Origin of the sequence: Nitrosovibrio sp. Nv6, assembly GCF_900110495.1 — a bacterium.
Taxonomy (GTDB): Bacteria; Pseudomonadota; Gammaproteobacteria; order Burkholderiales; family Nitrosomonadaceae; genus Nitrosospira.
Genome location: NZ_FODX01000001.1, coordinates 589,735 through 605,957, shown reverse-complemented (window position 1 = coordinate 605,957; position 16,223 = coordinate 589,735). Strand labels below are relative to the sequence as shown.

Annotated in this window: 13 protein-coding genes; 7 read left to right on the top strand and 6 right to left on the bottom strand. The window is 57.0% G+C overall.

What is annotated here, in order from left to right; all coding sequences use genetic code 11:
* Positions 1-50 precede the first annotated feature (50 nt).
* The 7 genes from BMX66_RS02910 to BMX66_RS02880 all read left to right on the top strand — a co-directional run bounded on the left by BMX66_RS02910 (position 51) and on the right by BMX66_RS02880 (position 8,628).
* Positions 51-3,080 (top strand): monovalent cation/H+ antiporter subunit A, encoded by a 3,030-nt coding sequence (locus BMX66_RS02910; protein WP_090878194.1) that lies wholly within the window; start codon positions 51-53, stop codon positions 3,078-3,080.
* Complete coding sequence (locus tag BMX66_RS02905; protein ID WP_090878193.1) at positions 3,080-3,436, top strand: Na+/H+ antiporter subunit C; 357 nt, start codon at positions 3,080-3,082, stop codon at positions 3,434-3,436. Before BMX66_RS02910 ends, BMX66_RS02905 begins: the two co-directional genes overlap by 1 nt.
* Entirely contained in the window at positions 3,433-5,088 is a 1,656-nt protein-coding gene (locus tag BMX66_RS02900) for a monovalent cation/H+ antiporter subunit D (RefSeq protein ID WP_090878191.1), read from the top strand. Before BMX66_RS02905 ends, BMX66_RS02900 begins: the two co-directional genes overlap by 4 nt.
* The gene (locus BMX66_RS02895; protein WP_090878189.1) at positions 5,085-5,573 is read left to right on the top strand and encodes a Na+/H+ antiporter subunit E; all 489 of its coding nucleotides are present in this window, start codon (positions 5,085-5,087) and stop codon (positions 5,571-5,573) included. Before BMX66_RS02900 ends, BMX66_RS02895 begins: the two co-directional genes overlap by 4 nt.
* Positions 5,570-5,851 carry a K+/H+ antiporter subunit F gene (locus BMX66_RS02890; RefSeq protein WP_090878187.1) on the top strand — a complete coding sequence of 94 codons (282 nt, stop codon included), beginning with the start codon at positions 5,570-5,572 and terminating at the stop codon, positions 5,849-5,851. The genes BMX66_RS02895 and BMX66_RS02890 overlap by 4 nt, the downstream gene beginning before the upstream one ends.
* The gene (gene mnhG / locus BMX66_RS02885) at positions 5,848-6,201 is read left to right on the top strand and encodes a monovalent cation/H(+) antiporter subunit G (protein ID WP_090878185.1); all 354 of its coding nucleotides are present in this window, start codon (positions 5,848-5,850) and stop codon (positions 6,199-6,201) included. The genes BMX66_RS02890 and mnhG overlap by 4 nt, the downstream gene beginning before the upstream one ends.
* Positions 6,202-6,270: 69 nt before the next feature.
* On the top strand, positions 6,271-8,628 hold the full coding sequence (locus BMX66_RS02880) for a Tex family protein (RefSeq protein WP_090878182.1): 2,358 nt from the start codon (positions 6,271-6,273) through the stop codon (positions 8,626-8,628).
* 160 nt (positions 8,629-8,788) lie between these two features.
* On the opposite strand, the gene BMX66_RS02875 is transcribed toward BMX66_RS02880, so the two are convergent.
* The 6 genes from BMX66_RS02875 to BMX66_RS02845 all read right to left on the bottom strand — a co-directional run bounded on the left by BMX66_RS02875 (position 8,789) and on the right by BMX66_RS02845 (position 16,216).
* Positions 8,789-9,046 (bottom strand): hypothetical protein, encoded by a 258-nt coding sequence (locus tag BMX66_RS02875; RefSeq protein ID WP_090878180.1) that lies wholly within the window; start codon positions 9,044-9,046, stop codon positions 8,789-8,791.
* A 305-nt stretch (positions 9,047-9,351) separates the two neighbouring features.
* Positions 9,352-10,416: a tetratricopeptide repeat protein gene (locus BMX66_RS02870; protein WP_090879767.1), complete on the bottom strand. Its 1,065-nt coding sequence runs from the start codon at positions 10,414-10,416 to the stop codon at positions 9,352-9,354.
* 373 nt (positions 10,417-10,789) lie between these two features.
* The gene (locus BMX66_RS02865; protein ID WP_090878178.1) at positions 10,790-12,439 is read right to left on the bottom strand and encodes a tetratricopeptide repeat protein; all 1,650 of its coding nucleotides are present in this window, start codon (positions 12,437-12,439) and stop codon (positions 10,790-10,792) included.
* 147 nt (positions 12,440-12,586) lie between these two features.
* Positions 12,587-13,519 (bottom strand): DNRLRE domain-containing protein, encoded by a 933-nt coding sequence (locus tag BMX66_RS02860; protein WP_090878176.1) that lies wholly within the window; start codon positions 13,517-13,519, stop codon positions 12,587-12,589.
* Between the two features lie 283 nt (positions 13,520-13,802).
* A complete protein-coding gene (locus BMX66_RS02855; protein ID WP_177168720.1) occupies positions 13,803-15,059 on the bottom strand; it encodes an NADH:flavin oxidoreductase/NADH oxidase in 1,257 nt (418 codons plus the stop codon).
* Positions 15,060-15,805: 746 nt separating this feature from the next.
* Positions 15,806-16,216 (bottom strand): hypothetical protein, encoded by a 411-nt coding sequence (locus tag BMX66_RS02845; protein WP_090878172.1) that lies wholly within the window; start codon positions 16,214-16,216, stop codon positions 15,806-15,808.
* Between the last annotated feature and the right edge of the window lie 7 nt (positions 16,217-16,223).

Genomic DNA, 16,223 nt, shown 5'->3' with positions numbered 1-16,223 from the left:
TCGGCTGGTTGAGGGGCCCGGGTTCCGGAGGGAAATAATATCAACAAGTCATGTCGTTAGTCTGGATTGTCGTCCTGCCGTTTGCGGGTAGTCTCTGTGCCGCCTTTGTGCCGTCTCACGCCCGCAACGCGGCAGCATGGCTTGCCGGTGCGGTTGCGGCTGCGTGCGTCATCCTCACTTTGCAGCACTATGCACAGATAGCTGAAGGGGACGTAGCGCGAGAGGTATTGCGATGGGCGCCGGGATTGGGCCTTGATTTTACGTTTCGCATGGATGGCTTCGCCTGGCTGTTTGCGATGCTGGTGACGGTGATGGGTGCGCTGGTCGTACTGTATGCGCGGTACTACATGTCGCCGCAGGACCCGGTGCCGCGTTTTTTTTCGTTCTTTCTCGCTTTCATGGGCGCCATGCTCGGGGTGGTGCTGTCAGGCAATCTGATTCAGCTGGTGGTGTTCTGGGAGTTGACCAGCCTGACGTCATTCATGTTGATAGCATACTGGTATCACCGTGCCGATGCCCGCCGCGGCGCTCGCATGGCGCTGACCGTTACGGCGGCAGGCGGCCTGTGCCTGCTTGCGGGCGTGCTGATCCTGGGGCGCATCGTGGGTAGTTACGACCTGGACATTGTGCTGGCTTCGGGCGATATGGTCCGTGCGCATTCCTGGTATCTCGCCGCGCTGATCCTGATTGCGCTGGGAGCGCTAACCAAGAGTGCGCAGTTTCCGTTCCATTTCTGGCTGCCCCATGCGATGGCGGCCCCCACCCCGGTTTCCGTATACCTGCACTCGGCAACAATGGTCAAGGCGGGAGTATTTTTGCTGGTTCGGCTCTGGCCTGTGCTTGCGGGTACCGATGCCTGGTTCTGGATTATCGGCACCGCGGGCCTTCTCTCCCTGGTGCTGGGAGCCTACGCGGCAATTTTCCAACGGGACATGAAGGGCGTGCTGGCGTATTCGACCATAAGTCATCTGGGCCTGATTACACTGCTGCTCGGGCTTAACAGCTCGCTTGCGTTGATAGCCGCCATTTTTCACATTATGAACCATGCGACGTTCAAAGCCTCATTGTTCATGGCGGCTGGTATGGTCGATCACGAGAGCGGTACGCGTGATCTGTCGCGGCTGAGCGGTCTGTATCGGGCGATGCCTATTACCGCGACGCTGGCGGTGGTTGGTGCCGCATCGATGGCGGGTGTACCGCTGTTCAATGGCTTCCTTTCCAAAGAGATGTTTTTTGCTGAAACGGTATTCGTGAGCGGCCATCTGATTACACGCATCGGTTTGCCGATAATGGCCGTGATTTGGGGGACGTTCAGCGTTGCCTATTCACTGCGTTTTATCCTTCAGGTATTTTTCGGACCGCCAGCCGGGGATTTACCGAAAAAGCCGCACGAGCCGCCAATCTGGATGTTGCTTCCCAGCGCACTGCTGGTAACGGTCTGTCTGGTGGTTGGCGTGATTCCCGCGAGAACCATTGGGCCATATCTGGATGTGGCATCACGATCGGTGCTGGGACCGGATATGCCTTTTCACAGCCTCGCGGTATGGCATGGCTTGAATCTGCCCCTGATCATGAGCCTGATGGCGATGGCTGGAGGCGTCCTATTGTATCGGGCCCTCGGAAAATATCAGCAGGGCACGGCGGTGGTGCCGCTGATCAATTATTTCGACGGCCAGCGCATTTTTGAGTTCCTCCTCGAAAAGCTGGATTCAGCTGCCAAGGGTCTGAACCAATGGCTATCCACATCGCGCCTGCAAGTACAGTTGCTGCTTCTGATCTGTGCGGCATTCGCGAGCGCACTGATACCGTTAATGCACGGTGGGTTGCCTCCAGGCAATATAACAGTGGCCGAAGCCCATCCTGCGTTTGCGCTTATGTGGCTGGTGGGCGCGGCATGTGCGATAGGTGCTGCCGCACAGGCCAAGTATCATCGTCTCGCGGCGCTGAGCCTGTCAGGCGCAGCGGGGTTGGCCACATGTATGACCTTTGTCTGGTTCTCGGCGCCCGACCTGGCGCTGACGCAACTCATAGTGGAGGTGGTGACGCTTGTCCTGCTCTTGCTTGGCTTGCGCTGGCTTCCGCCGCGTTATAAATTGATCGACGATAAATTGGTCCCGCTCCAGGTGCGTCTGCGTGCCAGAACCCGGCGGCTGAGGGATCTCGGCTTGGCCGTGGTTGCTGCCGCCGGCCTTGCCACGTTGAGCTATGCGGTGCTGACGCGGCAGGCAGGGGAAGGCATCTCGCCGTTCTTCATCGAGAATTCCCTGCCACTGGCGGGCGGCGCCAACGTAGTCAATGTGATCCTGGTTGATTTCCGTGGTTTTGACACAATGGGCGAGATCACTGTGGTGGGCATTGTGGCGCTGACCGTGTTCGCGCTGCTGAGGCGGTTTCGCCCTGCCCCGGAAAGCATGGGTCTGCCGGTCCAGCAGCAGGAGCAGGATGCGCAAGCGGGTGGTTTGCCACCGGACCCTCACGCATTGCTGCCCGAGGGGCCGATGATGCTGCCGGGCGTTATCGTGCAGCTGCTGCTGCCGGTTGCCGGCATGGTAGCGGTTTTTTTTCTGCTGCGCGGACATAATGAGCCCGGCGGCGGTTTTGTGGCCGGATTGATCGTGGCAACCGCGGTTATCCTTCAGTACATGGTGGGTGGGACGGCCTGGGCAGAATCGCGCACTCGTATTTATCCGCAGTACTGGATTGCGCTGGGGCTGTTGTGCGCGGCGGGCGCAGGTTTGTCGGCATGGCTGGTACCGCGTCCATTTCTGTCTGCCCTCGTTTGGCAGCCGACCTTGCCGCTGATCGGCGAGCTGCATCTCTCCACGGTGTTGCTGTTTGATCTGGGCGTCTTTCTTTTGGTGATTGGCGCTACGGTACTTATCCTTGTAGCGCTGGCCCACCAATCCCGACGCGGACACCGCAAGCCAGTCACTGCCCATGTGGAAACAAGTGCGACGGAGCCGCTGGCAGAGCCGGCAGCTGCGCACCATGCAACAGCCCGTGCCCCACAACCCGCACAATTCGCGCAATCCGTACAGACCGCCGCCCGCGCTGCGCTGGACGCCAACAAGGAGGATTGATGGAAATTGTCTACGCGCTGGCGATTGGCGTATTGACGGGATCCGGCGTATGGCTGCTGCTGCGTCCACGCACCTTCCAGGTCATCATGGGGCTTTCTCTGCTGTCTTATGCGGTTAACCTGTTCATTTTCGGGATGGGACGATTGGCAGTCGGGGGCGCGCCTATCATCGATGCTATCAAGCAAGCCGACCCCTCTCTGTACGACGACCCTGTACCGCAGGCGCTGGTGCTGACGGCAATCGTGATCGGCTTTGCCACGACAGCACTGTTCCTGGTCGTATTACTTGCCTCACGCGGCTTGACGGGCAACGATCACGTGGATGGCGACCGTGACAGTGACGAGGCGGAATCATGAGCAGCTGGCTACAGCATCTTCCTGTATTCCCGGTGGTCATCCCGCTGGTGGCCGGTGCGGCGATGTTGCTGTTCGCGGAAGCGCGGCGCACGACACGCACGGTTATTGCCCTTATTGCTACCTTGGCGAATCTGGCGGCCGCAGTTGCGCTGGCCTATGCCGCAAGCGGAGCGATGCCGGAGATGTGGCCTGAGGGAATCGCCGTCTACCTGCTGGGCGGCTGGAAGGCTCCATTTGGCATCGTGCTGGTGCTGGATCGATTGTCCGCCGTAATGCTGATGCTTAATGCAGTGCTGGCACTGACATCCCTGGTGTATGCACTCGCGCGTTGGAAGAAAATGGGCCCGCATTTTCAATCGCTGTTCCAGTTTCTGATCATGGGAGTAAATGGCGCATTCCTGACTGGCGATCTATTCAATCTGTTCGTATTCGTGGAAGTGCTGCTGGCCGCCTCCTATGGCCTGGTGCTGCATGGCCTGGGCGAGCGCCGGGTCAAGGCTGGCCTGCATTATATTGCCATCAATCTCGCGGGATCCTTTGTCTTCCTGATCGGGGTTTCATTGATCTACGGCGCAACCGGAACGCTGAATATGGCCGATCTTGCCGCCCGCGTGCCGGCGCTGGCCCAAGGAGACCGCGTTTTGTTCGAAACCGGCGCGGCGATACTCGGCGTTGCGTTTCTGCTCAAGGCGGGCGCCTGGCCCCTGAATTTCTGGCTGCCGGCGGCTTACGGGGCGGCGGCGCCGCCGGTCGCGGCGGTATTTTCCATCATGACCAAGGTGGGAATTTATGCTTTGCTGCGACTGGGGTCGCTGCTGTCTGCCTCATCCGTTTCAGGCGCGCCGGCTCCATTCAACGACGGCTGGTTGTTCGGTATCGGGCTGGCTACGCTCGCGCTGGGTACGGCGGGCATGCTGACGGCGCAACAATCGCAACGCCTGGTCGCCTATTGTGTCGTTGCATCGGCCGGCACGCTGCTGATGGCGTTGGGACTGGGCGGTGCCGGGATGAAGGGCGCCGCATTGTTTTATCTGGTCAGCTCCGTTCTGGCCACGGGTGCTTTTTTCATGTTGAGCGAAATGATCGAGCGCACACAGCAGTTCGGCGAGGACATTGCAGCCGAACCGTTTGAATCATTCGTTCCTGAAGACCTGCCCGACCTCACCCTTCCCGATGAGGTCGTCGGAATCGCCATACCAGCCGCCATGGCGTTTCTGGGCATGAGTTTTATCGCGTGTGCGCTTCTTGTTACCGGGCTGCCGCCGTTGTCCGGCTTCGTCGCCAAGTTCCTGATTCTTTCGGCAGCATTGACCACCGGGCCACTCGAGACACTTCCCGGATCGGTGTGGGTTCTGTGGGCGGCAGTGCTGGGGTCCAGCCTGGCCGGCATCATCGCGCTGTGCAGAATGGGCGTGCGGCTATTCTGGAGTTCGGACGATATTGTTACCCCCCGGTTGCGTGTGATCGAGGCGGCGCCTGTCGCCGTGTTGCTGCTCCTGACCGTGGGGCTGGCGGTCGGGGCCGGGCCGGCAACGGATTATCTCGGTCTTGCCGGCATTTCCCTTTCCTCCCCGCACATATACATCGATGCGGTATTGGCCAGCAATCCCCTGCAGGTTTCTTCACACGAAATAGAGGGAATCGGACAATGAAGCGCTGGCCATCCCTGACACTATTTACAGTTACGCTGTTTGCGCTATGGCTCCTGCTTAACGATACGCTGGCGCCCGGTCAGCTGGCGCTGGGCCTGATACTTACGATTGCCATTACGCTTGGAACAGCGGTAATGCGGCCTCTGCGCGCGCGTCCCCACCACCTGCTGGCCGCGGTCAGGTTATTTTTTGTTGTGCTGCTTGACATCGCCCGTTCCAATATCGCCGTGGCGGGCGTTATTCTCGGGCCGGCAGAACGGCGCACCAATTCCGGTTTCATGAAAATTCCGATCGACCTGCGAGACCCGTATGGGCTTGCAACGCTGGCCTGTATAATCACCGCGACACCCGGCACCGTTTGGGCCGGCCTCTCCCCGGATGGCGCCGCGCTGACGATTCACGTGCTGGACCTGCAGGATGAGGAAGCCTGGGTCCGCACGATCAAATACCGTTATGAACGTCCACTGATGGAGATTTTCGAATGACTACCTTGCTGCCATTCGCCGTGTCCTTTGCCCTGATCGCGTTCGCGCTCGCGATGATCTTTGCGGGAATCCGTCTGTTGCGAGGACCGGCGGCCGAGGATCGTGTGCTGGCGCTCGATACGTTATATGTAAACAGCATGATAACCGCGCTGACGCTGGGCATCCAGTTCGGGGACAGATTGTATTTCGACATTGCCCTGCTGATTGCCTTGTTTGGTTTCGTCGGTTCAGCTGCAATGGCGAAGTTCCTGTTGCGCGGAGAGGTGATCGAACCATGATTCCGGTGGATATCCCCTTGTGGGCGGACTTGCTCGCGTCATTGCTTATGATAACGGGAGGCGCGCTGACACTGATCGGTTCGTTGGGTTTGCTGAGACTGCCCGATCTATTTGCACGAATCCACGGTCCTACTCTGAACAACTCACTGGGTCTGGGCTCCGTGTTGCTGGCATCGATATTGATTGCTTCCATACAGGCTGACCGACTCGTCTTTCAGGAGGTGCTGATCACGCTGTTCGTGGTCGCAACTGCACCTGTAACTGCGATGCTGCTTATGCGGGCGGGGATGTACCGGAGGCGAGCAGATGGCGGTAAAAAAAAGGCCCCACAGCCAGACGAAAGTACTTGATTCACATCCCGCCGCTTCACGCGTTCCGGCCCAATACCTTATCGTTCACAAAATATTATTTTTCTAAATATGCTGCCATCCATTGAACAACGCTTGTCCATTGAACTCGCCGCTAAACCCGCACAGGTTGCCGCCGCCGTTGCCTTGCTCGATGAAGGTGCAACGGTGCCGTTTATTGCCCGTTATCGGAAGGAGGCGACCGGAGGGCTGGACGACATTCAGCTGCGCCTGCTGGAAGAGCGTCTGCGCTACCTGCGCGAGCTCGAAGACAGGCGCGCAGCCATCATCGCGTCCATCGAAGAGCAGGGCAAAATGACACCGTCGCTGCTGGCTTCGCTCACGCAAGTGGAAGACAAGACGCGTCTGGAAGACCTGTATCTGCCTTTCAAAAAGAAGCGCCGAACCAAGGCGCAAATTGCGCTGGAGGCCGGGCTGCAGCCGCTGGCGGATGCACTGCTTATCAATCCGATGCTGCAACCCGAGGAAGAGGCTGCGAAATACCTGAGGCCGCCGTTCACCACCGATCAGGGCGAAAATCCCGGTGTGGAAGATACCAAGGCTGCACTTGAGGGTGCGCGACAAATCCTGATGGAACGCTTTGCCGAAGACGCCGAATTGCTTCAATGGCTGCGCGAATATCTGCTGGTGCACGGCATGGTGGAATCAAGGATCGTGAAGGGTAAGGAAGAGGCGGGCGCCAAGTACGCCGATTATTTCGACTATGCGGAAACGATCAATACCATCCCTTCGCACCGCGCCCTGGCGATGTTCCGCGGCCGTCGTGAAGAAATCCTGAGCGTCGGCCTGCGCCTGGACTCGGAAGCCGAAAAGCCAAAATGGGACGCTCCTCATAACCCTTGTGAAGCGCATATTGCAGCTCACTTCGGCATCCGGAATCAGAACCGGCCGACTGACGCATGGCTGAGCGACACCGTACGCTGGACCTGGCGCGTGAAAAGTTTCGTGCATCTGGAAACCGAGTTGATGGGCGCACTGCGCAAGCGCGCTGAAACCGAGGCTATCAACGTCTTTGCACGCAACTTGAAAGCACTGCTATTGGCCGCTCCCGCCGGACCGCGTGCAACGATGGGTCTCGACCCCGGCCTGCGCACCGGCGTGAAAGTCGCGGTAGTGGATGCAACCGGCAAAGTCATGGAAACCGCCGTGATTTATCCTCACCTGCCGAAGAATGATTGGAATGGATCGCTTCACGTGCTGGAAAAACTGGCCGAAAAATATCAGGTATCCCTGATTTCAATCGGCAATGGCACTGCGTCGCGCGAGACCGACAAGCTGGCGAGAGAACTGATCAAGCGGCGCCCGGATCTCAAACTGATCTCGATCATGGTGTCGGAAGCGGGTGCATCCGTCTACTCCGCGTCCGAATTCGCCTCGCGTGAACTGCCCGGCATGGACGTATCGCTGCGCGGTGCCGTATCCATCGCACGCCGCCTGCAAGACCCCCTGGCGGAACTGGTAAAAGTCGATCCCAAGTCCATCGGAGTGGGGCAATACCAGCACGACGTTGGGCAAACCCAGTTGGCACGCTCGCTCGACGCGGTGGTGGAGGATTGCGTCAATGCGGTAGGCGTGGATGTGAATACGGCCTCGCAACTTCTACTGGAACGGGTTTCGGGACTTAACAGTACGGTCGCCCAGAGCATCGTTGCTTACCGCGATGAGAAAGGCATGTTCACATCACGCGCGGCTTTGCGCGGTGTGCCGCGCCTCGGTGAAAAGACTTTTGAGCAGGCGGCAGGTTTCCTCCGCATCATGAATGGCGATAATCCGCTGGATGCCTCCGCAGTGCATCCCGAGTCCTATCCTGTGGTGGAAAAAATCCTTGCCGACCTCAAGCAGGACATCAAGACGCTGGTTGGTAACAGCAAATTGTTGAAGTCGCTGAATCCGGCCAAGTATGTAGACGAAAAGAACGGCATACCGACAATCGGCGACATCCTGGGCGAACTGGAAAAACCGGGCCGCGACCCACGCCCTGAATTCACCACAGCAGTCTTCAAGGAAGGCGTGAACGAGATGAAGGACTTACGCCCGGATATGATTCTGGAAGGCGTAGTGACCAACGTCGCCGCGTTCGGCGCATTCATCGACATCGGCGTGCACCAGGATGGGCTGGTGCATATATCCGCGCTTGCGGACAAATATGTGAAAGACCCGCATACGGTGGTCAAGGTGGGGCAGGTTGTCAAGGTCAAGGTGGTGGAGATCGACGAAAAGCGTAGACGGATTGCGCTTACGATGCGGCTCGCGGATACCACACCGCAAATCGGGCAACGTGATAGTAAACCGATGCAGCAGAGCGAACGGAAGAGCCATTCATCCGGGTCTCAACAGAAACAAAAAGATAAACGAGAGCCTCAGACTAATGGTGCAATGGCGGCTGCTTTTGCAAGGTTGAAGGGCTAACTCGTATGACCCATTTTCTTGATATTGGTAGAGGTCAATAGCATTGTCATATCAAATTACATCGTCTGAATAGGGGACAGACCAAGGTTCTTTTACACAAAATTGTGGTCTTTTCCCACTTTATGCTTTTACCTATTTTTATTCATAATCCCGATCGCGCTTAGACCCGGCTCTGGCTGGCTAACAAAGAATGGATCCCGGTTGCCATGTTCTCCAGCCCAACGGAGACATATTCTGAAACATCCGAATTCAGCCACTCGATTCGGGCTGATTCCAGTTCTCGTTCGAATGCATCTGGAAATGCTTTTCGCTCGCATGGCGATGAAGCTTTTACCAAACAGGCAAGTAAAGCTAATAATGCGAGATTCTCGCCCTTGAGTTCGCATATTTTCACAGTGGCTTCTTGCAAATCTTTCATTGGAGATTCCTGTGATTGAGGGGGATGTGGAGATCACAGCTTATCACATTGGAATCTCCGCCTTTTTTAGTTGGGTGTATTTGTGAAAATCGCATGATCACCATGGGTCTGGGTGATATTCGTTCTGCAGCCCGGTATATGTTTTCTACCTAAACGACCGCACCTGGCTTCAGGGGATTACTTGGACAGCTTGGAGTGTAGGTACATGCTTGAGGAGGGTTCGCGGTATTACTTGCCATTTATTCCGAATTGGCCAGATATTAAATGCCATACGATAGGCATGCCCCGTAAGTAATGGATTGTTATTACCGGATGGCTTGGAACCGGGCCACCCGTTGGCCCAGCTCCTCCGCCGCATCGAGTCGATCCGTTGTGCGGTAAAGTTTCGCAAGGTTATCAAAGCTTATCCTCGCATTGGGGTGATCAGGCCCGAGGGATTTTTCGAAAATTGCCAGTGCGCGCTTGTAGAGGGTCTCGGCTTGTCCGTACTGCCCTTGAACGTGATGGGCAAATGCGAGGTTGGTGAGGCTTGTTGCCATGTTGAGATGGTACGGGCCCTCGGCTTGTTCGAAGATCGCTAGTGAACGCTCATAAAATGGCTTGGCTTCAGCATAATTACCCTGGCTGCGATAGAGCTCTGCCAGGTTGCTCAACTCCTGGGCCACTTCGGGATGGTTCAAGCCGAAGGCTTTCTCCCGGATCGCGAGCACGCGCTTGAAGAGCGTCTCCGCTTGCTCGTATCGGCTTTCGCTTTGATAGATCAATCCGAGGTTATGTAGACCCGTTGCCATGCCGGGATGCTCGGGACCGAGCTCTTTTTCCCGTATTGGCAGCGAACGCTCGTAGAGCGGCTTGGCCGACGCGTACTGGCCCTGCACGCAATAGAGTTCTGCAAGATTGTTCATTGTCTGCGCCACATCGGGATGATCAGGGCGAAGCGCTTTCTCCCGGATAGTCAGGGCGCGTTTATATAGCGGTTCCGCCTCCGCGAGTCGATTCTGGATGCGGTAGAGTTCCGCATGTCCGTTCAGGCTCCTCGCGACAAGCGAATGGTTGGGGCCAAAGTGTTTTTCCCGGATCGTCACCGCCCGCTTGTAGAGGGGCTCCGCCTGCGCATATTTGTTGTGATCGCGGTAGAGTTCCGCGAGGTTGTTCAGGCTTGTCGCAGTATCGGGATGGTTGGGACCATATTCTTTTTCCGCCACTGCGAGCGACTTCTTGACGGCGGCCACCGCCCTGTCGTACTCGCCTTTCTGGTAAAGCGATATCGCCTCTACACTGATCGTCCGCCACTTTGTCTCCTGCGCATAAGCAGGCTGCGCCATACCGAACACGAGAAATGAAAAGAACGCGGTCGAGAATGTTTTCATGGATTCCTTGTAGCTGGATCTCAGGTTGGAGGTGAAGACGGAAAGCACGTTAAGCCCGGTACCGCACATCCGCCGAATTAGCGATTTTCTCACAAACGGCATCAGGTGTATCTACACAGCAGCATCTGCGCATGGTATTGCAAAAGGGCCAGTAGCAGGGCACATTTCAGCCATCGGATAGGACTACGTTTTCCCGCCCGCAGTTCCCTGCGTAAAATATTCAAACGATAGGATCATTATTCAGGAGTTCCGTTCAGAACCTGCCTTAGGTATTTTGGCGATCCGTTGCGAACCAGCCGAATTCCTGATTTGAGATTCGATTTTCTTCACATCGGGCTACCTGTGTCGGATCGGTATGAACGGTTCGCTGCGATCACTTTTTTCCGAGAAAGACGTTGGCCTGTACGAGTTCAGGACGCTTCGTATCATGATCAGCCGCCAAAAGCCGAAATCTCGTGTAATAGTCGCGGGCCTGCTTTCGATTGCCTGATGCCTCCGCAGCGCGGGCCGCACCGTAAACGCTGCGAAAGCGGTTGGGATCGCGTTTCAGGGAACGCTCGAACTCCGCAAACGCGGGGGCAGGGCGGTCTAGCTCAAGCAGCATCTCTCCCAGCAGTTCGCGAGAAGCGGCGACATTTCCAGGGGTCACAGGATGTTTGTCGCTTGCCTCGTCAGCTTCCGCAGCCTCACGCATCAACCGCAACGCCTCATCATTGCGATTCTCGGCGAGAGCAAGCCAGGCCTCGACTGTCTTGATTTGAAAGTCCGCCTGGCCCGCCCAATAGTCCAGTTTGGCGGCCGTCATCGCTTCCTTGAGTGCCTGCAGCCGCTCTAGCGCCTTGAGTGCGGTTGCAATATCTTCCCCCCGGGCGGCGCCCAACCCACGCGAGAAGACGAGAACCGCTTCCGCTTGTGGAAATTTGCTCCAATCCAGTTCGGCGGGCGACAGTTCAAGCGCAGCAGCACCTTTCCAGTCGCCGCGCTCCAGCGCAAAGCGGGACGGAATTGCGGCAAAGGCGTAGGCAGCCGGAAAATTTTCGACATTGACCTTGTGAATGGACGCGGCTTCGTCCACGAGCCGCCTGGCTGCCTTGTCCTGCGCCTGCTGGAGATGCGCGAAAACCAGATAGTCCATGGCGTGCAGCGCGTCATACGCGCCTATGCCGAGAGTCGCTTCCTTGAGTTCGCTCTTGGCCGCAAGATAAGAAGCGCGATTGCTCTCCACCATCTCGGGCCAGAGGCCAACCCGGCTAAAGATGTGCGATGGCATGTGCAGCGCATGGGGCACCGAGGGTGCAATCCTGGCATAGGCTCTTGCGGCGGGAAGCCCTCTTTCCGCCAGCTCGGCATAATCATAAGTGTGGATCAGGTAGTGAGGGATTCCCGGATGATCCGGATATTTTTTGAATAATGGTTCCAGGATATCTGCCGCCCTGAGCTGATTGGCGAAAGCCTTATCCGTGGGCAGCGCCGTAGCGTTGAGCAGGAGAGCGTAGAGTATCTGCGCTTCAATATCGCGCGGGTAGTGCGCCACCACGCCTTCCATTGCTTTTTGGAAGGCCAGTGCCCGTGACCGGTAATCGGTTGTCTCCCAATCCTTGAAGAATGTGGCCAACGCGGCAATATAATCCCGTTCGCGCTCGCTCTCTGCGCCCACCCGCTGGGCGTCGGCCATGGCTGATGCGCCTGCCTTCCATGCCTTTGGACTGGCCGGCCATGTAAACGGATTGCCCATCGACATGATGGCAATGCCCCAGTAAGCCATGCCACATTCGGGATCGTGGTCGAGTACTTTGCCAAACGACTTGATCGCAGGGTCGAACCAGAAGGAATGAAATAACGCCATAGCGCGGTTGAATTCCTTCTGTGCTTCGGTGTTACAGCTTACCGGGAAGTTTATCTGGCCCAGTTTTTCGTGCCGAACATTCCCCGACGGGCCGTGTTCATCATATCCCCAAACTCCGGCTGCCCCGATGCAGAGCATTATCGTCAGCATCCATGACGCGGCTTTTACCCCGGCCATATCATCTCCCAAGGCGGTTATTCAGCAAGGCGCTCATCCGATACCACCAAATCAACAGCAAAGCAAAGGAAAATGGGGTCAGACACGATTATGCTCTTAGTCCACAGTAGTGCTGAGGCGGCGCCAACCGCTCATAATGCTAAACTTTTAACCCAACTCACTTTTTACCCTGTGCATCCGCCACCCCAGCAGACCGAGCCCTGCCAGGAGCATTGCGTAGGTTCCGGGTTCGGGTATCGGAGAGTAGATGATTTCAAGTTTTGGCGCGAGAGCAGTGTCGCCTGCGGCCATCGCACCATCGTGGGACCAGAAGCCCAAGAGCGATTGGCGGACGCCTTCCTGGTCGCTTTTCAATAGCCAGCCGTTATTCTGAGAGGGGTTGTCAAGCCAGTCCTGCACATCCGCAGCCATTGCTGCCGAGCTCCAGGTGTGAACTGAACCAGGGGTAAATGTGGTAAAAGCTGCGGATGCACTTTCAATAGGCGAAAAATTTCCGCCGAGAAGGTTGCTGCCGCCGCTCTGCCACCTGATGGCGCTTGCCGGATCGCTGTTGTAATTAGCGTAGTCCCACGTTGAATCTCCGTTGCCTCTGGGATAACCTTGACCGGAGCCAGGAAGACTGCTGCTGGTCGGGCTACCGCTGCTGCCTTCACTCCAACTCTGAGCAACATCAAACAGCTGAACAGTCTGTGGCACTCCGACCCCTCCGCCAACCAGCCCCAAAGACAGGCTCATGGTTACATTATCGATTTGTGAACCGGCAGGAATATTTGCCGCCGCCAGATCGAATTGGACCAGGGAGCGCTTGTCGTTGAGTTGGCCATCGGTTCCGGTAAATAGACCGGGTCCCATACCACTGGCATTTCCGGTATCGGCGCCGTCTGAGGTCCCAAAAATAGTGGCATCTTTAAAGGCATTGATGCTGGCCGTCTCAGCATGAACTGAAGCGGCGCACACCATGAGGCCGAGCATGATCGTTCCGTGACGCAGAAAGCGCAGCGTATCCCCCACGGGCCGAAAATTTGAGCCGGCTGTGACGGAAGGGGATCGAACCGAGGCGATGGCAGTTTTAGAGAACATAGATACCTCCAAACGGTGTTTCAGGAAGGATGAGATGCAATCTCGCCAGATGTGGGAACCGCTGTTGTTAAATATAGCTTCGATTCCAGAAACTACAAGAAATAGTGAAATGGCAGCTCGCGTTATACGCTAGCTTCTGCCATCAGTTACTTACTCATCCGGAAGCAGCCGTGTTGGGAAAGTTTGCGAGGGACGACGCGACCCAGGTACGGGAAGTAGCCGCGTAATTAGATAATCTGAACTATGGCTGTGAGCTTGTGTTGCGGCCTGCTTTTTGTCCCGCTTATTTCGCCCGCCGCTTTACGGCATAGCCATATTGGGTCGGCCATGTCGGCTCCACTCCCATGAAGTGTTGCGCTTTAAGTGCCCAGTAGGGTTCCCGCAGCAATTCCCGGCCGATAAAAACCAGATCGGCTTGACCGCTGGTGACGATTTCATCCGCGTATTGTGGATCGGTAATCAGGCCCACGCCGCCGGTCCGGATTTCCACCTCGTCACGGATGCGCCGGGCAAGCGGGACCTGGAAGCCTCTGGCGACGGGAATCTTCGCATCAGGCGTTGCGCCGCCTGAGGAGACGTCGACCAGGTCCGCGCCAAGCGCCTTCAGTTCTCTGCAAAGAACGATCGATTGTTCGATGTCCCAGCCCCCATCCACCCAATCGGTTGCCGAAATTCGCACGAAAAAAGGCAGCTCCGGAGGAATAATGCTGCGCATCCGTCCGGCAACACGCAGCAAAAGCCGCATGCGGTTTTCCAGGCTGCCGCCATAGTCATCGGTGCGATGATTGCTGATGGGCGAAAGAAACTCGTGCAGCAGGTAGCCATGCGCGGCATGGAGCTCAATCACCTTGAAGCCCGCTGCCAGCGCGCGTCGCGTAGCCGTTTCCCATGCGTAGATACAATGCTCGATATCCGCTTCGGACATGGCGGTTGGTATCGGATCGGCCGGGTAAAAGGGCAGAGGGCTCGGTCCGATAACCGGCCAGCCGCCTTCCGCCGCGGTTTTCAGGCTGCTTCCACCGGTCCACGGGGCATCGCAGCTTGCTTTGCGTCCGGCATGAGCCAACTGGATACCGGGAACCGCGCCTTGGGTGTCCAGGAACTGCGCGATGCGCGCCAGCGGCTGGATATGCTCATCTTTCCAGATTCCCATGTCTCCGGGTGAAATGCGTCCCTCAGCGGTGACCGCTGTGGCTTCAACGAATACAAGGCCCACGCCGCCGATCGCCCGGCTGCCGAGATGAACAAAGTGGAAATCGTTGGCAAAACCCTCCTGCGCCGAATACATGCACATCGGCGACATCACGATCCGGTTGCGGAAAGTAACGCCACGTATGGTCAGTGGGGACATGAGATCCACTTCCGGGATTTCACGGTCGTGCTCACTCTGACAATGGGTTTGAATGTCTCCCTGAAGAGCGCCGGTAGATAAAGCGGCGGTTTTGCCCGCGGCAATAGCTGTAGCGGTAAGAGTGTTTGTCTCGCTGGTGGATGGAGAGCTTTCGCTCTGATCGTGCTTTTTCGGGTCGTAGTGGGACATTGATCTCTCCTTTACCTTCACAAAAAAGGGGCTTGTTGACTTGCCAGATTTCCGATATTCAACCAGGTGATGCAGACTTGCCAGCCATTAAAATCTGCTTGTTTGAACCTAAATCCGGCAGTTGACCGCTCATTTTTCTGATTAGCCTTATGGTTTGCAAGGACTTTTTATGTGCCTTTACCTTCACCTTTTTGGGGAGTTCGCTACGGGGCGGATTGCACGGTTTTTGCGGCACATGGCTGCGTTGCAACTCCTTGGAAGGGGGCGCCCCGAAGCGTTGCACGAGGGACCCCGCAAAGCGGGGATCGGGCAGCGTAGGGGATGCCGACCGCGTTTCATTACGCCCGCATCCCGCTCCGAGGTCACACCTTCCTGCGGAAGGCACTGCTCCACCCTGCGCGGTCGCACCATTCCGCGTCGTTGCGCCCTGTTCTGCACCCCAAAAACCGCACACTCCACCCCGTCCAACTACCGGATTTAGGTTGAATTATCCGGCTTGATCGAAAAATAAACAGTGGAAATTGCTTTTTTGTATGCGTTTCCATACACCGTGCCTTGAATGACATGGTATGAACGCCAAGGGATGAGGAGCGCCAGGAACAGCGGCATGGTGGATGAAAGCGAATCGGTCGGCTCTCGTTAGAGAAAGGGGGTCAAGGCGGTCATATTCAAAATAATCGTGTTGGATCGTCTTTTGAATATCCCGGTAGGAGAGCACGCCCCCGGGTGGAACGTTGGAATGAGATTCAGGCAAACCAGCGCAGGAATGCAGCGCCAGCGAGTGCTGTTATGCCCAGTGAGCCGAGAAGTTTCCAGGCGGCGCGCCGCCGTTGGGCAGTCCAGTCGGCGGCGCGCCGCACATATAGCATTGCAATGCCCAGGCCGCCCGCGGCGCACAGGATCTTGATCAACAGCGCGGCAAAGGCTATGCCGTGCAAGTCGGGCAGCTTTTCATAATAATAATAGCTGACCGCGCCAAACCCCATGCCGCTGATGACCTGAACCGCCCAGCCCAGCCCTACCAGCCATGCAAACCTGTGCCGGATCGGACCCGCTTCCACCGCGGCATACAACGCAAGGATGGGAAGGGCTACCACTGCAGCGGCACCGAAGTTGTGCGCCAACTGCACTATGGCGTAGTTCAGGTTTTCAAACACTTTTTAT